This window comes from Streptomyces sp. N35 (genome assembly GCF_016464295.1).
Lineage (GTDB): Bacteria > Actinomycetota > Actinomycetes > Streptomycetales > Streptomycetaceae > Streptomyces.
This window is the reverse complement of sequence record NZ_JAEIMH010000007.1, coordinates 147,988-165,716: the sequence shown is the minus strand read 5'-3', so window position 1 is coordinate 165,716 and position 17,729 is coordinate 147,988. Positions and strand designations below refer to the sequence as shown.

At 71.7% G+C, this 17,729-nt stretch carries 19 protein-coding genes and 2 pseudogenes; 14 read left to right on the top strand and 7 right to left on the bottom strand.

All coding sequences use genetic code 11. The features are described from left to right. The first annotated feature begins 176 nt into the window (after positions 1-176). Positions 177-1,190, top strand: a complete 1,014-nt coding sequence (locus JAO81_RS06525; RefSeq protein ID WP_199546789.1) for a glycoside hydrolase family 6 protein — start codon at positions 177-179, stop codon at positions 1,188-1,190. Here JAO81_RS06525 and JAO81_RS06520 read toward each other — a convergent pair. Further along, positions 1,146-2,135 carry a class I SAM-dependent methyltransferase gene (locus JAO81_RS06520; protein ID WP_233414973.1) on the bottom strand — a complete coding sequence of 330 codons (990 nt, stop codon included), beginning with the start codon at positions 2,133-2,135 and terminating at the stop codon, positions 1,146-1,148. The genes JAO81_RS06525 and JAO81_RS06520 overlap by 45 nt on opposite strands. A gap of 242 nt (positions 2,136-2,377) precedes the next feature. Here JAO81_RS06520 and rpsA point away from each other — a divergent pair, with 242 nt between their 5' ends. The 5 genes from rpsA to JAO81_RS06495 all read left to right on the top strand — a co-directional run bounded on the left by rpsA (position 2,378) and on the right by JAO81_RS06495 (position 6,638). Next, entirely contained in the window at positions 2,378-3,892 is a 1,515-nt protein-coding gene (gene rpsA, locus JAO81_RS06515; protein ID WP_199546788.1) for a 30S ribosomal protein S1, read from the top strand. A gap of 183 nt (positions 3,893-4,075) precedes the next feature. Beyond that, complete coding sequence (locus JAO81_RS06510; RefSeq protein ID WP_165335192.1) at positions 4,076-5,014, top strand: PAC2 family protein; 939 nt, start codon at positions 4,076-4,078, stop codon at positions 5,012-5,014. 99 nt (positions 5,015-5,113) lie between these two features. Next, positions 5,114-5,716, top strand: a complete 603-nt coding sequence (gene coaE / locus JAO81_RS06505) for a dephospho-CoA kinase (protein ID WP_199546787.1) — start codon at positions 5,114-5,116, stop codon at positions 5,714-5,716. 12 nt (positions 5,717-5,728) lie between these two features. Beyond that, positions 5,729-6,112 carry a DUF3592 domain-containing protein gene (locus JAO81_RS06500; RefSeq protein ID WP_199546786.1) on the top strand — a complete coding sequence of 128 codons (384 nt, stop codon included), beginning with the start codon at positions 5,729-5,731 and terminating at the stop codon, positions 6,110-6,112. A 142-nt stretch (positions 6,113-6,254) separates the two neighbouring features. Continuing rightward, positions 6,255-6,638, top strand: a complete 384-nt coding sequence (locus tag JAO81_RS06495) for a tetratricopeptide repeat protein (protein ID WP_199546785.1) — start codon at positions 6,255-6,257, stop codon at positions 6,636-6,638. Positions 6,639-6,642: 4 nt separating this feature from the next. Here the strand turns inward: JAO81_RS06495 and JAO81_RS06490 are convergent, their stop codons facing one another. Further along, positions 6,643-7,746 (bottom strand): ABC transporter substrate-binding protein, encoded by a 1,104-nt coding sequence (locus JAO81_RS06490; protein WP_199546784.1) that lies wholly within the window; start codon positions 7,744-7,746, stop codon positions 6,643-6,645. 75 nt (positions 7,747-7,821) lie between these two features. Beyond that, positions 7,822-8,409 carry a pyridoxamine 5'-phosphate oxidase family protein gene (locus JAO81_RS06485; protein ID WP_199546783.1) on the bottom strand — a complete coding sequence of 196 codons (588 nt, stop codon included), beginning with the start codon at positions 8,407-8,409 and terminating at the stop codon, positions 7,822-7,824. A 94-nt stretch (positions 8,410-8,503) separates the two neighbouring features. Here JAO81_RS06485 and JAO81_RS06480 point away from each other — a divergent pair, with 94 nt between their 5' ends. The 3 genes from JAO81_RS06480 (at position 8,504) to JAO81_RS06470 (ending at position 9,846) form a co-directional block, all read left to right on the top strand. After that, complete coding sequence (locus JAO81_RS06480) at positions 8,504-8,770, top strand: DUF6343 family protein (RefSeq protein WP_199546782.1); 267 nt, start codon at positions 8,504-8,506, stop codon at positions 8,768-8,770. 61 nt (positions 8,771-8,831) lie between these two features. Then, positions 8,832-9,245, top strand: coding sequence for a cupin domain-containing protein (locus JAO81_RS06475; RefSeq protein ID WP_199546781.1), 414 nt, complete (start codon positions 8,832-8,834; stop codon positions 9,243-9,245). A 151-nt stretch (positions 9,246-9,396) separates the two neighbouring features. Then, positions 9,397-9,846 (top strand): DoxX family protein, encoded by a 450-nt coding sequence (locus tag JAO81_RS06470; RefSeq protein ID WP_199546780.1) that lies wholly within the window; start codon positions 9,397-9,399, stop codon positions 9,844-9,846. A 70-nt stretch (positions 9,847-9,916) separates the two neighbouring features. On the opposite strand, the gene JAO81_RS06465 is transcribed toward JAO81_RS06470, so the two are convergent. Continuing rightward, complete coding sequence (locus tag JAO81_RS06465) at positions 9,917-10,315, bottom strand: RNA-binding S4 domain-containing protein (RefSeq protein WP_199546779.1); 399 nt, start codon at positions 10,313-10,315, stop codon at positions 9,917-9,919. Positions 10,316-10,368: 53 nt separating this feature from the next. On the opposite strand from JAO81_RS06465, the pseudogene JAO81_RS43630 reads away from it, so the two are divergent. The 4 genes and pseudogenes from JAO81_RS43630 to JAO81_RS06445 all read left to right on the top strand — a co-directional run. Beyond that, a pseudogene (locus tag JAO81_RS43630) lies at positions 10,369-11,046 on the top strand (molybdopterin cofactor-binding domain-containing protein); the annotation flags it as partial. Between the two features lie 885 nt (positions 11,047-11,931). After that, positions 11,932-12,353 (top strand): annotated as a pseudogene (locus tag JAO81_RS06455) ((2Fe-2S)-binding protein). Between the two features lie 467 nt (positions 12,354-12,820). Beyond that, positions 12,821-13,336 (top strand): helix-turn-helix transcriptional regulator, encoded by a 516-nt coding sequence (locus JAO81_RS42270; RefSeq protein WP_233415001.1) that lies wholly within the window; start codon positions 12,821-12,823, stop codon positions 13,334-13,336. 80 nt (positions 13,337-13,416) lie between these two features. Then, entirely contained in the window at positions 13,417-14,793 is a 1,377-nt protein-coding gene (locus JAO81_RS06445; protein ID WP_199546777.1) for an alpha/beta fold hydrolase, read from the top strand. Between the two features lie 157 nt (positions 14,794-14,950). On the opposite strand, the gene JAO81_RS06440 is transcribed toward JAO81_RS06445, so the two are convergent. Next, complete coding sequence (locus JAO81_RS06440) at positions 14,951-15,400, bottom strand: GNAT family N-acetyltransferase (protein ID WP_199546776.1); 450 nt, start codon at positions 15,398-15,400, stop codon at positions 14,951-14,953. After that, entirely contained in the window at positions 15,397-15,831 is a 435-nt protein-coding gene (locus tag JAO81_RS06435; RefSeq protein ID WP_374194263.1) for a RidA family protein, read from the bottom strand. The genes JAO81_RS06440 and JAO81_RS06435 overlap by 4 nt, the downstream gene beginning before the upstream one ends. Before the next feature lie 188 nt (positions 15,832-16,019). On the opposite strand from JAO81_RS06435, the gene JAO81_RS06430 reads away from it, so the two are divergent. After that, positions 16,020-16,943 (top strand): NADP-dependent oxidoreductase, encoded by a 924-nt coding sequence (locus JAO81_RS06430; protein ID WP_199546775.1) that lies wholly within the window; start codon positions 16,020-16,022, stop codon positions 16,941-16,943. Between the two features lie 11 nt (positions 16,944-16,954). Here JAO81_RS06430 and JAO81_RS06425 read toward each other — a convergent pair whose 3' ends face one another. Then, positions 16,955-17,719, bottom strand: a complete 765-nt coding sequence (locus JAO81_RS06425) for a helix-turn-helix transcriptional regulator (protein WP_199546774.1) — start codon at positions 17,717-17,719, stop codon at positions 16,955-16,957. Positions 17,720-17,729 lie beyond the last annotated feature (10 nt).

Here is a 17,729-nt window from a genome sequence, read left to right as displayed (position 1 = left end):
GGGGGGGGGGGGGGGGGGGGGGGGGGGCCCCCGCCGCCCCCCTCCCCCCCCCCCCCCCCCCCCCCCGAAACGGGGCCCCCCCCCCGCACCCCGGCATCCGAACTTCGTTCGGATCTGCTCAAGCGCCGCAGGGGCTGGGGTGTTTCGGGGAGGGGCGGGGCGGGGGAAAGAAACCCATGCTCCAGCGCACCCTTGCCGCCGCCCTCCTCGCGACGCTGCTCACCGCGACCGCGACCGCGAAGGCACCCGACACCGCAGCCGCAGCCGCAGACCCTGAGCCCCACCCCTTCTGGGTGGACCCGGAAAGCGACGCCGCCCGCCAGGCGGAAACCTGGCGGAACGAGGGCCGCACCGCGGACGCGCACGCGATGCGAAGGATCGCCGACCAGCCCACCCCCACCTGGCTCGCCGACGCCGACCCCACCTTCGGCATCGAGCGCGCGGTCCGGCAGGCGAAGGGCCGCACCGTCCTGCTCGTCGCCTACCGCATCCCGCACCGCGACTGCGGTCAGTACTCAGCGGGCGGAGCCGAGAGCGGGCCGGCGTATCTGCGCTGGATCGACCGCTTCGCCGACGCCGTCGGTGAGGCCCCGGCCCTCGTCGTCCTCGAACCCGACGCCGTCCCGCACCTGCTCGACGGCTGCACCCCGGCCCGCTTCCACGACGAGCGCTTCGACCTGCTCGACAAGGCGATCGACCGGCTGAAGCGCCAGCCCCGTACGAAGGTCTATCTGGACGCGGGCCACCCGGCCTGGGTGCCCGATCCGTGGCGGATGATCCCGGCGCTGATGCGCTCCGGAGTGGCCGACGCCGACGGCTTCGCGCTCAACGTGTCCAACTTCCGCGCCGACGACGAGGTCATCGCGTACGGGAACACCCTCGGCGAACTCCTCGGCGGCAAGCACTTCGTGATGGACACGAGCCGCAACGGCAGCGGGCCGCCGCCCCCAGGCATGAGCGAACCCTGGTGCAATCCGCCGGGCCGCACGCTCGGCAGGACTCCGACGACCGCGACGGGCCATCCCCGTATCGACGCATTCCTGTGGATCAAGCACCCCGGCGACTCCGACGGAGCCTGCAGGGGAGCGCCGCAGGCGGGGGAGTGGTGGCCCGAGTACGCCTTGGACCTCGCCCGCCGTACCGGATCAGTCCCGGTCACACACGAAGATCGCCGTACCGGGCAGCAGTGAGCCGCGCAGCGGGGACCAGCCGCCCCACTCCTCGGTGTTCCACTCCGGCCACTCCGGCTCGACCAGGTTCACCAGCCGGAAACCGCCCGCGACCACATCCCGTACACGATCGCCCACCGTCCGGTGGTGCTCGACGTACACCGCGTGACCGTGCTCGTCCTGTTCCACATAGGGCGTGCGGTCGAAGTACGAGCCCGAGACGGAGAGCCCCTCGGGCCCGGGCTCGTCCGGGAACGCCCAGCGGATGGGATGGGTGACGGAGAACACGAAACGGCCGCCCGGGCGCAGCACCCGGCGCACCTCGCGCAGCACGAGCACGGGGTCCGCGACAAAGGGGAGCGCGCCGTATGCGGAGCACGCGAGGTCGAAGGAGCCGTCCGCGAACGGCAGCGCGCCCGCGTCCGCCTCCACCAGGCCCACGCCCTCGGCGCCGATGCGCAGCGCGTGCTGCAGCTGGCGGTGGGAGAGGTCGAGGGCCACCGGGCGCGCGCCCTGGGCGGCCAGCCAGCGCGAGCACTGCGCGGCGCCCGCACCGAGCTCCAGGACCGCGGCCCCCTTCAGTGACGAGGCCGGACCGAGCAGCCCGGCCTCCGCCTCGTCGAGCCCCTCGGGACCCCATACGAAGCGGTCGTCCCCGAGGAAGGCCCCGTGGTCGCTCTGGTACTCGTCCGCGTTCCGGTCCCACCAGCCGCGGCTGGCACGGCTGCTCTCGGCGATGCCGGCGTCCCGCCGGGTGGCCACGGCGTCGTTGTCTGCGGAGGCGTCCACGGATGCGTCCACGGAAACGTCGGTGTATACGGAAGCGTCTGCTGCTGACTCTTGGATGGCGGGCTCCCGCGTCGTAAGGTGCGGACCTATCGGGGCCAGAGCTGCCCCGGTGGCCTCGTGCGACAGTTCTTGTGCCGGGTATGCGGCGATCCGCCCCGGGTGTGCGCCTTCGCGCATTGACCCTGCCCGGCAGCCCCCGTATGCTACAAGTTGCGCTGCGAGCCTGCGTGCCTCGGACAGAGCAGGCTGCGCTCGCGTCTGTTGTATGTCCCCTCGGTTGTCGAGGCGCCTCGGACGGTTGTGAAACACGGCCACTCCGGATAGGCGCTTCCTAGGCTGTCCGGCTTCTGCAGAGCGAAACGGGCTCCCGGCGTAGCAGTACCTACGACTTCCATGCCCGTACCGGAGCCCTTTCCCACATGACGAGCAGCACCGAGACCACCGCCACCACGCCGCAGGTTGCGGTCAACGACATCGGTAACGAGGAAGCTTTCCTCGCCGCCATCGACGAGACGATCAAGTACTTCAACGATGGCGACATCGTCGACGGCGTCATCGTCAAGGTTGACCGGGACGAGGTTCTCCTCGACATCGGTTACAAGACCGAAGGTGTCATCCCGAGCCGCGAGCTCTCGATCAAGCACGACGTCGACCCCAACGAGGTCGTCGCCGTCGGTGACGAGATCGAAGCCCTTGTTCTCCAGAAGGAGGACAAGGAAGGCCGCCTGATCCTCTCGAAGAAGCGCGCGCAGTACGAGCGTGCGTGGGGCACCATCGAGAAGATCAAGGAAGAGGACGGCATCGTCACCGGTACCGTCATCGAGGTCGTCAAGGGTGGTCTCATCCTCGACATCGGCCTCCGTGGCTTCCTCCCGGCCTCCCTGGTCGAGATGCGCCGCGTCCGCGACCTCCAGCCCTACGTGGGCAAGGAGCTCGAGGCCAAGATCATCGAGCTGGACAAGAACCGCAACAACGTGGTCCTGTCCCGCCGTGCCTGGCTCGAGCAGACCCAGTCCGAGGTCCGCCAGACGTTCCTCACCACCCTGCAGAAGGGTCAGGTCCGCTCCGGCGTCGTCTCCTCGATCGTCAACTTCGGTGCCTTCGTGGACCTGGGTGGCGTCGACGGTCTCGTCCACGTCTCCGAGCTCTCCTGGAAGCACATCGACCACCCCTCCGAGGTTGTCGAGGTCGGCCAGGAAGTCACCGTCGAGGTCCTCGACGTCGACATGGACCGCGAGCGCGTCTCCCTGTCGCTCAAGGCGACGCAGGAAGACCCGTGGCAGCAGTTCGCCCGTACGCACCAGATCGGTCAGGTCGTCCCGGGTAAGGTCACGAAGCTCGTTCCGTTCGGTGCGTTCGTGCGCGTCGACGAGGGCATCGAGGGTCTGGTCCACATCTCCGAGCTGGCCGAGCGCCACGTGGAGATCCCGGAGCAGGTCGTCCAGGTCAACGACGAGATCTTCGTCAAGGTCATCGACATCGACCTCGAGCGTCGCCGGATCTCGCTGAGCCTCAAGCAGGCCAACGAGTCCTTCGGTGCCGACCCGGCGTCGGTCGAGTTCGACCCGACCCTGTACGGCATGGCCGCGTCCTACGACGACCAGGGCAACTACATCTACCCCGAGGGCTTCGACCCCGAGACCAACGACTGGCTCGAGGGCTTCGAGACCCAGCGCGAGGCCTGGGAGACCCAGTACGCCGAGGCGCAGCAGCGCTTCGAGCAGCCCCAGGCCCAGGTCACCAGGCCCCGCGAGGCCCCCCCCCAGGCCGGGGCGGAGGGTGCGCCGGCTCGGGCCGGCGCCGCTCCGGCCGCCGGTGGCCAGGGTGGCGGCGGCGGTTCGTACTCCTCCGAGGGTGCGGACAACGCCGGTGCGCTCGCCTCGGACGAGGCGCTTGCCGCGCTCCGCGAGAAGCTGGCCGGCGGCCAGAGCTGATCGCAGCCGCCTAGGCGGTAGTTGAACAACACCGAGACCCCGCTTCCCGAAAGGGAGGCGGGGTCTCGATGCGTTGCGGGCTGGGCATGTATGGCCTTACGGGGCAACTGACCGTTTCCCGAACGGGAATGCCATACCGGTCGTGGGCGTTCTTGCGTACGAACACGAGGAGGAACGGTCACTGTGGTTGACGCGCAGAGTTTGTACGAATGGGATCCCAAGGGTCTCGCCGTGGCCGACATGGCGCTGGCGCAGGACTCGGCCGGACTTGTGATGCTCTACCACTTCGACGGCTACATCGACGCGGGCGAGACCGGCGAGCAGATCGTCGACGAACTCTTCGAGGCGCTGCCCGGCCAGGTCGTGGCGCGTTTCGACCACGACCGGCTGGTGGACTACCGGGCCCGCCGTCCGCTGCTCACCTTCCAGCGCGACCAGTGGGTGGACTACGAGGAGCCGGCCATCGAGGTGCGGCTGCTCCAGGACGCCACCGGTGCGCCGTTCCTCGTCCTGTCCGGACCCGAACCGGACGTCGAGTGGGAGCTGTTCGCGCAGGCCGTCGGCGAGGTCGTCGAGCGGCTCGGCGTACGGCTCGCGGTGAACTTCCACGGCATCCCGATGGGCGTCCCGCACACCCGCCCCGTGGGCCTGACCCCGCACGGCAACCGCACCGACCTGATGCCCGGGCACCGCAGCCCGTTCGACGAGGCGCAGGTGCCGGGGAGCGCGGCGGCGCTCGTCGAGTACCGGCTGATCCAGGCCGGATACGACGTGCTCGGTGTCGCCGCCCACGTGCCGCACTACATCGCGCGTTCCGCGTACCCCGACGCCGCGCTGACCGTCCTGGAGTCGATCACTTCGGCAACGGGCCTTGTGCTGCCCGCCATCGCGCACGCCCTGCGCACCCAGGCGCACCGCACGCAGAACGAGATCGAGCGCCAGATCCAGGAGGGCGACGAGGAGCTCGTCTCCATGGTCCAGGGTCTCGAGCACCAGTACGACGCGGCGGCCGGCGCGGAGACCCGCGGCAACATGCTCGCGGAGCCCGTGGAGATCCCGTCCGCGGACGAGATCGGGCGGGAGCTGGAGCAGTTCCTGGCGGACCGGGACGGGGACAAGTAGGGACGGGGACAAGGAGCGGGGACGGGGACAAGTAGGGGTTCCGTATGCGTCCCGAGGGGCCCTGGGCACACAGTGAACGCAGGGCCTAAGCTTCCGCTCATGCTGAAGGTGGGTCTGACCGGCGGGATCGGTGCCGGCAAGAGTGCGGTGTCACGGCTGCTCGACTCGTACGGGGCCGTGATCGTGGACGCCGATCAGATCGCCCGCGAGGTGGTCGCGCCCGGAACTCCCGGGCTCGCGGCGGTGGTCGAGGCTTTCGGCGAGGAGATCCTCGCGCCGGACGGGACGCTGGACCGGCCCCGGCTCGGCTCCATCGTCTTCGCCGACCCCGAGCGTCTCGCGCAGCTCAACAAGATCGGCCACCCGCGGGTCGGCGCCCGCTCGGCGGAGCTGGGGCGGGCGCCCGCCCAGGACGCGGTGGTCGTCCACGACGTACCGCTGCTCGCCGAGAACTCCCTCGCACCGCTCTACGACCTGGTGATCGTCGTGGACGCCTCGCCCGAGACCCAGCTGGACCGTCTCGTACGGCTGCGGGGCATGACCGAGGACGACGCACGGGCGCGGATGGCCGCGCAGGCCACCCGCGAGAAACGCCTGGAGATCGCCGATCTCGTGATCGACAACGACGGGCCGCTCGAGGCCCTCGAACCCCAGGTCCGCGCGGTCTGGGACGAGCTGCGGACCCGCGCGGCGCGCGGCTGACGGGGCGCGGACGTGGTCGTGTTCGCCGCGCTCACCTCGTTCGGCGGTCTGGTGGCGCTGCTCGCGGGCGCCTACGGACTGCGCCGGACCCGGCGCATATCCGCCGCGGGCGAAGCCGTGACCGCGCTGGTCAAGCCGCCGCCGCAGGGCGCGGACCGGCCGCTGCTCCAGTTCGAGACGCGCGACGGACGCGTCATGGAGCTGCCCTCGCCGGTGCCGCCGAACAGGCGCCGGCCGCTGACGGCGGGCACGGAGGTCCGGCTCGCCTACGACCCCGCCGATCCGCGCGACACCGTGCTCATCGGCAGCGAACGGGTACGCCTGGACCAGGCGTTCATCGGGGCGGGCGCGGCCCTCGTGGTCCTCGGCGCGGTGCTCGCCCTCACACTGGGCTGAGCCGCATCGCGTATGGGGCGCCGGGCGCCGGGGCAGCCTTAGGACTCCGGCAGGCTGTGACGCAGCGGCGTGCGGATCCGCGTAGGGAATAGCGCTGGAGCGACGGGCGTTGAAGGTGATCGGCAAGCGGAAGGATGAGGGCGTGCCTCAGGACCATGGACGTGGGCGGACCCCGGAGACGGACGTCATCGACTTCCGTGCCGCCGAGCAGCTGCTCGACGCACGCGACCCGCGCGGTGCGATCAAGCTCCTCGACGCGGTGATCGAGGCGCACCCCGAACACACGGCGGCCCGGCTGCTGCGCGCCCGTGCCTTCTTCGCGGCGGCCCAACTGCGTGCCGCGGAGCTGGAGTTCTCCATCGTCCTCGAGCGCGAGCCGGACAATGCCTTCGCCCACTTCGCGCTGGCCCGCACCTACGAACGCATGAGCCGTCCCGGCCCCGCCAAACGGCACTTCCGCCTCGCCGCGGCGCTCGATCCGCAGCCCGACTACCTGGCTGCGGCACGCTTCGACGAGGCCGGATAGCGGCTCAGGGGGCGGTGCGCAGGACCCGGAAGCGGCCGGGCGCCGCCGGATCCCGGTCGACGACCTGGACGGGCGGCCAGGCCCACTGCCAGACGCTGATGTCCGCCGTACGGGAGAACCGGATGCGCCCACGGGTGCCTTCGACGTCGGCACCCGGCCAGGCATCGGCCGCGACGGTCCCGTCGCCCGAGCGGAGCAGTTCGGCGAGGACCGCGATCGTGTCGTGGCCTTCGAAGGCGACGAACGAGGGTGCTGCGCCCAGCTGTTCGCGCAGGGACAGCTCGACTCGGCTGCCCAGCGCGGTCATCCGCTCGGGCAGATAGCGCAGGAACGGGACCGCGGCGCCGTCCTCGCCGAGCAGCTCCGCCCACTCGGCGAACTCCGGCTGGCCTGCCGGAGCGCCGATCAGCACCTCGGCCAGGCGCTTGTCGCCGCGCACGGCGCGTACGAGCGGGACGGCCGGCTCCGGGTGGCCCGCCAGAAGCAGCAGCGCGGTCGCCTCGTGCTCGACGAGTGCGTCGCACACTGCCCCGGGCTCCTGCGCGTCCAGCTTGACGACGGTGCCCCCGTGCGGCGCGAGGCGGTCGCGCAGGATGCGCGTGCCCGTCTGCCAGTAGACGCTCGGCTGTGCTGCCACGGCGATACGGCGATGGCCCGCGTCGAGCAGATGGTCCGCGTACAGCCGCCAGCCCAGGGACTGCGCCGGAGCGATCCGGGCGACCCAGGGCGTCGGATGCTCGGTGAGGGCGTCCAGGACGGCCGATGAGCAGAGGAAGGGCACGCCGAGCGCATCGGCCCTGGTGGCGGCGGTACGGGCGACGACGCTGTGATCCTCCCCCGCCAACGCGGCCCCGCCCAGGCCGGCCAGCCCCTCGACGGCCGCCGCGGCGCGCCGCGGATCGGCGGCGGTGTCCCGTACGACCAGTTCGAGCGGTCGTCCGCCGATCCCGCCGTCCTCGTTGGCCGCGCGGACGGCCAACTCCATTCCGGCGAGCAGCTGGTGACCTGCCTCCGCCCAGCCTGGTTCGGTGAGCGGGGCGAGGACGCCGATCCGTACGGGGGACTCGTCTCGTCGCGCGGCGCGCACCTGGGTGACCATGCCGGACATTGCATCCACGATCACCGACGCCGGGCAAGCGATTAACGGCGGGCCCCGAAATTCCCTGCCCCCAGGGGGTGTTGTTCAGGCGCTGCGGGGCGGCAGCGGGAGGGGCAGCCCGGGCAGGCCGTCGATGCTGGTGGCGATGTCGTCCTTGCGGGCGAAGTACTCGCTGAGCGCCTCGTCGTCCTTGCGCGCGAAGAACTGTCCGTGCAGCTCCCGGTCCTCCTCGTACGCCATGAACGGCACCGCGTAGCCGCACGTGTCGCGGACGAGATCGGCGGTCACGACGATGATGGCGCGCAGTCCGTGCGGGGTGACGTCGATCCCGGGGAAGTGGGCCAGGAGTCCGTCGAAACGAGGGTCGTCGCGGAAGACGGGCTCGCCCCGGCCGTGCACCCGGACGATGCTCGGCGGTCCCTGGAAGGCACACCACATGAGGGTGATGCGGCCGTTCTCGCGCAGGTGCGCGACGGTCTCCGCGTTGCTGCCCGCGAAGTCCAGGTACGCCACGGTGACTTCGTCGAGTACCGCGAAGGAGCCCTTGAGGCCCTTGGGGGAGAGGTTGACCGTTCCGTCGCCGGACAGCGGTGCCGTGGCGGTGAAGAACATGGGCTGCTGCTCGATGAATCCGCGCAGGCGGCCGTCTATGCGTTCGTAAGTCTTTCCCATGACTAACGATTATGGTCCTGCATCTTTCGCATGTCTAACGGGCTTTGGCGGGTGCATCCTGGAAGGAGCGGGCCGCACTGGGAGGTGAGCCGCGATGCGTACAGGAAGTGAGCCGACGACCGCGCGCAGTCCGCTGCGGATGCGCTTCTGGCTGAGCCTGTGGGGCGTGGTGTGGGCGATCGCCGGCACGGTCGCGTTCGCTCTCGCGGGCCGTACGGGCTGGGCGGTGGCCTGTGGCGTGCTGTGGCTGGTCATCACGGTGGACCTGGCGCTGGTGCTCCGGCACATCCGGCAGGGGCCGCACTATCAGCCCGGTCCTGACGTCCCGCCGTACGAACCGGATCACGGGGACACCCGTTGAGCCGGTCGTCGTGTCAGCTCCGTACAAGACGCCGTACAGGGCGCGGCGCGAAGCTGGGCGCATGGAGAACCGACCGGCGAAGCCCGCCGCACCCGTGAATCTGACCGAAGCGCTCGCGTCGTTCCAGGACGTCTACAGTCCGCGGATCGTGGCGCGGATGAACGACTACGACGTCCGGATCGCCCACACCGAAGGCGAGCATGTCTGGCACGTCCACGAGCACACCGACGAGTTCTTCCTCGTCCTCGACGGCCGCTTCGACATCGCGCTGCGCGATCCGGACGGCGCGGAGTCAACGGTCGCTCTGCACAAGGGAGATGTGTTCGTGGTGCCGCGCGGCACCGAGCACAAGCCGTCCTCGTCCGGCGGATCGATCCTGATGTTCGAACCGTCGGGGACGGTGTCGACGGGGGACCGGTTCGAGGGAGAGCTGCCGGAGCACGTGGACAGCACGCAGGGGCGCGAACTGGTCTGACGGGGGCGGGCGCTGTGTTTCCCGTACGGGAGGGCTCCGCGCATCTCGTACGGGAAAAGTGGCGCGGAACCGATGAGTTGGGGCCGCACGCCCTGTCTATCCCTGTGACAGCGCAACCAAGCGCCCGCCCCCGCGTCACAAGGAGCAGCTCATGTCCGAGGCCACTCTCCCCGCGTCCGCCACCGTCGCCACCCCCGCCGCCGTCGCGGTGCGGCGCGGCCGGGGCGCCACCGTCGCGCTGCACACGCTGCGGATCGCGCTCGGGCTGTTCTTCGCCCTCGCCAGCGCGTTCCCGAAGCTGACCGCGCACACGTCGGCGACCGAGGTGTTCGACAAGATCGGATTCGGCGACGGGTTCATGTACGCCATCGGCGGACTCGAACTGCTCGGTGGAATCGCCCTGTTGATCCCCGTCCTGTCCGGTGTCGCCTCGATCGCCTTCGTCGGCCTGATGATCGGGGCGTGCGGCTTCTCGCTCGCCTTCATGGACGGGGAGTTCTGGTACACACCGGTGATCCTGATCGTGCCGCTGGTCCTCGTGGCGCGAGCGCAGCGGGATCAGACGGTGCGCCTCATCAAGGCGGTGCGGCGCCGGGTGTGATGCCCGGTGGCCCACGCGGGCCGGTCCGCCGGATACGTCCGGCGGGCCGGGCCCGCGGCATGCGTGGTGGTCACATACCGGAGCTGCGCAGGCGCTCCATTTCGCGGCGGTCGCGCTTGGTCGGGCGGCCCGCACCGCGGTCGCGGATGCCGGCCGGGGCGACGGCCTCGCGGGGCGGGGGCGGCGGGCTGTTGTCCTGGTAGCACTCGACGGCCACGGGGGCGCCCACGCGCTTGCGGATGATCTTCTTGACGATCAGGACGCGCTCGCGGTACTCGGCCCGCACCCGCACTTCGTCGCCCGCCTTCACGGGCTGCGCGGGCTTGGCGCGCTCACCGTTCACCCGGACATGGCCCGCGCGGCAGGCCGCGGCCGCGGCGGAGCGGGTCTTGAGCAGCCGTACGGACCAGATCCAGGCGTCGACCCGTACGCTGCCGCTCTCGGAGAGTCCGGAGGCATCGGAAGTCATGCCCCGACCTTAATGGGCGCCGCCGGGGGCTGTGGCCCGGTGGGGCGGAAGTTGTGCGGAGGCGGGCGGCACCGCGGCCGTGGCATTCCGTGCGGGCCCGCTTACCGACATTCCGTCAGCTGCCGCGTGCGGTCCGGCACGCGACGCCCCCCTGGAGCCTCGCCGTGACGGAGAACGCCGAGCACACCGGAGTCGACCGCCGTCGGCTCCTCGCCTTCCTGGTCGCCGCACCCACCCTCACGGTCGCCGTCCAGCTCGATACGCCGGACACCGCCGCCGCGCTCGCGCTGCCGGAGCCGCCGGCCCTCGGCGATGTGCTCCGTCTTGCCGCACTGCCCACCTCGCAACTGCTGACCCTGAAGGTCGCCGAGGACGGCACCGTCGACTTCTGGCTGCCGCGCGAAGAGGTCGGGCAGGGACTCACGACCGCGGTGGCGATGCTGTTCGCCGAGGAGCTGGACACGGCCCTCGCCACGGCCCTCGCCACGGTCCGCGTCCATCTCGACAAGGCCAGATCCGAGCTGCTGTTCACCCAGCTCACGGGCAGCTCCAACGCCATCCGCTCCCTCTGCCGCCCGGTCCGCACCGCCGCGGCGGTCGCCCGGCAGCGGCTGGCCTGGGCTGCGGCGCTGCGGTGGGGAGCCGAGCCGGCGCAGGTGACCACACGGGACGGCCGGGCGCTGCTGGCCGACGGACGGTCCTTCGCCTACGGAGAACTGGCGCGCGAGGCGAGCACCGACCGCATCGCCGAGCAGCCGCTCGCGCTCAAGCCACGCGCCGAGCACCGCCTCATCGGCAGCCCCACCTCCCGTATCGACGCGAGAGCCCTGGTCACCGGGCGGCAGCGGTACACGCTCGACCTGGACATCCCCGGCGCCAAGCCGGCGATGGTGCGCCGGCCGCCCACGATCCGCGGCAGCGTACGCCGGGTCCGCAACGCCGCCGCCGTCGAGGCCATGCCCGGGGTGCTCGCCGTCACCGCCATCGCGACCGGGGTCGCCGTGGTCGCCGAGACCTTCGGGCAGGCGCTCGCGGGCAAGGAGGCCCTCGACGTCGAGTGGGGGCCGGGGCCCGTCGACGAGCTCTCCGACGACTCGCTGCGCGCGAAGCTGCGGGGCGCCGTGGCGCAGGGGCCCCGCCGCTGCTCGGCCGGTACGTGGACGCGGAGTTCGACTTCGCGCCCGTCAGCCACGCGCCCCTGGAGACCAACTGCGCCGTCGCCGATGGGCGGCCCGCGCACGCGACCGTCTGGGCTCCCGCGCAGTCGCCCATCGCCGCCCGCAAGGCCGGCCGACGCGATCGGGCTGCCGGACGCCCTGGTCGACTTCCATGTGGTGCAGGCCGGCGGCTCCACCGGGTCGTGGCGCAGTGTGTTCTCGGGGACGGGGCGGGCGGCCGAGGAGATGTTCGTCGACGAGATCGCCGAGCGCCTCGGACAGGACCCCGTCGCCTTCCGGCGGGCCCGGCTCAGGACGGCCGCGCAGCGGGCGGTGCTCGACAAGGCGGCCGCCGGCTGGGGGCGTGAGCTGCCCGACGGCTGGGCACAGGGCGTCGGCTTCCACGAGGAGTACAGGTCACGGACCGCCTGCGTCGTCGACCTCGACGCCCCCGACGACCTGCCGCTGCTGTGGATGCTGCGCGATCTGCTCGGTATCCGCGGCCCCAAGTACGGCTGTGGGATCGACGTGTGCAGAGCCTGTACGAGCCATCTGGACGGTGAGGCCTTCAACCCCTGTGTCACACCGGTCGCTTCGGTGGCCGGCCGTTCCGTCACCACGATCGAGGGCCTCGCGGAAGGCGACCGGCTCCATCCCGTACAGGAGGCGTGGCTCGAACAGGACGTCGCGCAGTGCGGCTTCTGCCAGCCGGGCCAGATCATGGCGGCGGTCGCGCTGCTCAAGCGCACCTGGGGCCTGTCTTGTGGATCAGGCCCTCGACGCCCACGGACGCGGAGATCGACGAGATCGCCAACGTCTGCCGCTGCGGTACGTACGTCCGTATCCGCGAGGCCATCAAGGCGGCTGCGGCCAGAATGTGACAGTGCGCCACCTCGCCTGTGCCGCCACGTGCGCGGGACCATGGCGCAGGGGGGTGAAGCCCATGGGCTCACGCGGGGCCGGCGGGTGGACGGCGGCGGAGCGGGAGCGCGGCGGACGCGGCGCGTGCGTGCTGCGGCTGCCGGGGGTGTACGTGGTCGACACCGAATGCTGTACCGACCACAAAGGGTTCATCGGGCCCGGATACAAGACCGGGCACAGCGTCGTGCTCTCCAGGTCCGGGGCGTACCGGTGGCGGCAGCAGGGCGAGGAGTCGTGGATGGACGCGACCGCCGGCTATGTCACGCACATCGGCGACGAGGTGTTCAGCGCGCATCCGCTCGGCACCGGCGACAGGTCTACCGAGATCCATCTCGGCGCGGAGGCCTTCGCCGAGCGCTTCGACAGGGCGCCCGGCCGGCGCAGGCTCGTCATCACGGGCCGGACGGATCTGCGGCACCGGGCGCTGATGGCGGCGGTACGCCGGGGCACCGACGGGTTCGAACTCGCCGAGCGCCTGCACCAGTTGCTCGACGAGGTGGCCGCGAGCGCGGGGTGCGGCGGCTATGACGGCTCACCACCGCCGCCCGCGCGGCGGGTGCATCAGCGCCTGGTGGCCGATGTGTGCGCGGCGCTCGCCACCGGGTCCCTGACGGGATCGCTCGACGAGCTGGCCGCCGAGGTCGGTGCCTCGCCGCACCATCTGAGCCGGGTGTTCCGGCGTGTGACGGGGCGGACGCTGACCTGGTACCGCAACGAGCTGCGGATCCGGGCCGTCCTGCAGGACATCGAGGACGGCCGGGACGGGCTGCGGGCCCTTTCGGCCGCGTACGAGTTCGCCGACCAGGCGCATCTGACCCGGGTGATGCGCCGGCACACCGGAGAACCACCCAGTGCCGTACGGGAGTTGATCGGTGCGGGTGCGGGTGCGGGTGCGGGTGCGGGTGCGGGTGCGGGGCCGGACCCGGGGGCGGGGGTGAAGTGAGCATGAATGTCCAACGCCGCGGAGCCGGACGCCTTCCACAATGGCGGACCCTGACCACTTCGCCTTCCCGGGGGACGCTCATGGCACTCACCCGACGCGCCGGCCTGCTCACGGCCGCGCTGATCACCATCGCGGCCTGTACCGGTGCCGCGCCGTCCGCGGAGGGATCGGCGCGCGGCGGTCCGCGCCTTGCCGACCCGCGGCCCTGCCCCGGCCTCACCGATGTCACCTGCTCCGATCTCGTGGTGCCGCTCGACCGCGGCGGCAAGCGGCCCGGCACCCTGAAGCTGCAGGTCGCGGCCGCGGACAACACCGACGCGCCGCGCGGTGTACTGCTGCTGCTCACCGGCGGCCCCGGTCAGCCGGGCGTGACGTACTACAAGTCGCTCGCGGCCCGGCTGCCGAACGTCGTCAAGCAGTACCGGCTCGTGATGATCGACCAGCGCGGCACGGGCGGCACGGCGATCGACTGCCCGACGCTGCAGAAGGAGGTCGGCGGCAGCGACACCACGGCACCGAGCCGCACCGCGGTCGAGGAGTGCGCCCAACTCCTCGGCGGAACACGGAACTTCTACCGCACGGCCGACACCGTCGCCGACTTCGAGGATCTACGCCGGGCCCTGAAGGTGCCGGCGATGACCCTGGACGGCGTCTCGTACGGGACGTTCACCGCGGCGCAGTACGGCCTCACCCACCCGAAGCGCACCACACGGCTCGTCCTCGACTCGGTGGTGCCGAGTGACGGGGCCGGTGCGCTGTACGAGGACTCGCTGCACCACGCCCGCACCGTGCTGCGCACCGCGTGCAAGGAGCAGAGCTGCGGATTCGACCCGGCGAAGGACCTGGCACAGGTGGTGCGCCGGGACGACAACGGGGTGGAGGTGTTCGGCATGCTGGTTGTCGCGAGCATCATCGACCCGAAGCTGAACAACCCCGACTTCAAGATCCTGGACGCCATCCACCGCTCGGCGGGCGGCGACAGCGCTGCGCTGAACGGTCTGATCGACGGCTTCAACGACCCCAGCGGAACACCGCCGGCCCAGTTCAGCTCGGGTCTGCACGCGGCGACGCTGTGCGCCGACACCCGCTTCCCGTGGGGCGGGGCCTCGGCCCCCATGGCGGGCCGTGAGCAGGCGCTGCGCAAGGCCGTGCAGCGGATCAAGCCGGCGTACACCTGGCCGTTCGAGCGGTCGACGGCCGGTGAGCAGGGCATTCCGCAGACCTGTCTGGCCTGGCCCCCGTCCACGCCGAACCCGGTCACGCCGCACAACAAGCTGACGATGCCGGTGCTGCTGCTGCAGGGCGACCGTGATCTGTCCACGCCCCTGCGCTGGGCCGAGGAACTGGCCGCGAAGACCCCGGCGGGCGAACTGGCCGTGATCGAAGGCGCGGGCCACTCCGTGCAGCGGCGCAGTGACGCGGGGGCGCGGGCCGCGGAGGAATTCCTGCTGCGGTAGGCGGCCGGGCGTGCCTCGTGCGGGAGGCGGGGCAAGGGGCGGTGCGGGGGTGCGCGGAGCCTGCGCCTCGGGGGTGCAGCGGGCGGAGGCCGCAGGGGAGCGGGGCGTCAGCCTTGCGCCGGGCCGCCGCCTGCCCCGCTCCACCGCACCACGCGCGTCAGGGTGTCCACGTCATACGGATGTCCGGTTCCCTCTCCTCGTTGCGTGAGCCGTCCGTCCGCTCCGCCTCCACGAAGCCCTGCCGTGCGTAGAAACGGCAGGCGGGCGCGTTGACCTGGAAGGTCCACAGCGAAAGGCCGGTCGGGCGGCGGGACTTGGCGAGGGTGACGAGACGGTCGCCGAGCCCCTGGCCGCGCCACTCGGGAGCCAGGTACAGCTGGTCGAGCTCCGAGCCGTCGAGAACCAGGAGCCCCGCCACGGACCCGTCCTCCGCCGCGGCCAGCCAGGTCTCGTGCCGCTCCACGACGACATGGCGGAACCAGTCCCGTACCTCGGAGTCCGTATGCGCGCGGCGCACATCCGGCAGCGCCGCCGCGTACGACCGCAGCCAGACATCGGCCAGAGCCCCGGCATCCGCAGCCGAGGCCCGGCGCAGCACCGGGGTCACTCGGGCACCACGGCCGTCGCCGTGATCTCGACCAGCTGCCCCTGGTAGCCGAGGCTCGCCACCCCGAGCAGCGTCGACGAGTGGGGGCCGCCCTCCGCCGTGCTCAGGCCCGAGGCCTCGACCACCCGCCACACGTCCGCGAGCACGGACGGATCGCCGCTCACCACGTAGACATCCGTGTACAGGACCTGGGACAGATCGCTGCCGATATCCCGCAGTTGGGCCTCGAGATTGGCGAGCACCTGCTCGGTCTGGCGGACCGGATCGCCCGCGCCGACCAGCTTCCCGTCGGCGTCCAGCGGGACGGAGCCCGCCAGGAAGGCCAGCCGCGTACCTGCCTCGACGATCGACGCATGGGAATAGGTGGGCGGCTTCAGCAGACCGGCGGCGGCGATGCTGCGCTTGATGATGACGACCTCCAGGGGGAACACGTGCCGAGTGGCCGCGCGCCACGAGTGTGCGGATGCTGGACTCGGCGGCCGTGCTCATCCAAACCTGCGGCCGCGGCCTGTGCATCCGAATTTGGCGTCACCCCGGGCATGCACCTGGTGATCACCCGGTGCGCCGCCTGGTGAAGTGTCCAGGAATGATCCGCTCTCCCATGGAGTTGCCCACCATCATGAAGGCCATTGCACTCGAAAAGTACGGTTCCCCCGACGACCTGCGCCTGGTCGACCTCCCCGACCCCAAGGTCGCGCCCGGTGAGGTGCTGATCCGGGTGAAGGCGGCCGCGGTCAATCCCGTCGACTGGAAGCTCGCCGCCGGTTATCTCGACCCGATCATGGAGGTCCGCTTCCCGCTGATCTCCGGCTGGGACGTGGCCGGCGTCGTGGAGCAGGTGGGTCTCGACGCGACCGAGTTCGCCGTCGGCGACGAGGTCTTCGGATACGTACGCAAGGACTGGGCGCAGAACGGCACCTACGCGGAGCTGGTCTCCGCGCCCGTACGCACCCTCGCGAAGAAGCCCGCGGCGCTGAGCTGGGAGCAGGCGGCCGGGGCGCCGCTGGCCGGGCTCACCGCGTACCAGACGCTCAAGCGGCTCGGCGTGGACGCGGGCGAGACCGTCCTGATCCATGCCGCGGCGGGCGGCGTCGGCTCGATCGGTGTGCAGATCGCGGTCGCGCTGGGCGCCAAGGTCATCGGCACGGCGAGCGAGCGCAACCACGCCTATCTGCGGGACCTCGGCGCCGCGCCGGTCACGTACGGCGACGGACTCGCCGACCGCGTACGGGAGTTGGCGCCGCAGGGCGTCGACGCCGTGCTCGACTTCGTGGGCGAGGGCGCCGTCACGCAGTCGCTGCCGCTGCTCAAGCAGCCGGGCCGGGTCGCGTCGATCGCGGACGGCCAGAGCGCCCTCGAGGCCGGTGGGCACTACGTGTGGGTGCGTCCGTCGGCCGAGGACCTCACGGCGCTCGCGCAGCTCGCGGACGCCGGCAAGCTCACCGTCCATGTGGACAAGGCGCTGCCGCTGGCGGAGGCCGCGGAGGCCTGGCGGCTCAGCCAGGAGGGGCGGACCCGGGGGAAGATCGTTCTGACGGTCTGAGTGCTCCCGGCTCAGCTCTGAGGCGGGCTCAACACCTCGTCGCCGAGCCCCAGTTGCGTACGGAAGACGGCACGGCCCGCGTCGGTCAGCTCGACGACGCGGGTCGTGCCGCGGCGCGTCACCCACCCGGCGTCGAGCGCCCGCTGGAACAGCGCGGCGCCCACCGCGCCGGCCAGATGCGGGCGGCGTTCCGTCCAGTCGAGGCAGGTGCGGATATGGGCGCGGCAGGAGCCGAGCGGGCGGTGGTCGTCGATACCCATGTCCCGCAGCCAGGCCTTGCCGTCCTCGGAGAGGGACGGGCCGTAGTCCCAGGCGAGCAGCGACCGTTCCGTCATGGCGTCGGTGATCGCCACCGCGACCGCGCCGGCGAGGTGGTCGTAGCAGGAGCGGGCGTGGGCGAGGGCGCGGCGACGGTTGGCGTCGCGCAGGGAACGTACCGGAGTCGTGCGCAGCGGAGCGTGCGAGGCGAGCGACTCGATCATCTCCGCGGTGGCGGGCCCCGAAAGCCGTACATAGCGATGCCGTCCCTGGCGCGCTTCGTCCAGGAGCCCGCCCGCGACGAGCTGATGCAGATGCCCTGTGACCGTGGAACGGGCGACCCCGGCGTGCTGCGCCAGCTCCGTGGCGGTCCAGGCGCGCCCGTCGAGCAGGGCCAGGCAGATGGAGGCGCGGGTGCGGTCGGCGAGCAGGCCCGCGAGCGAGGCGAGGTCGGGGGCGGAGATGCTGTCGGGGGTGGGGGTGGTCTGTGCCGAGGCGGGGGCCGGGGTGACGGTCATGGGCCGATTC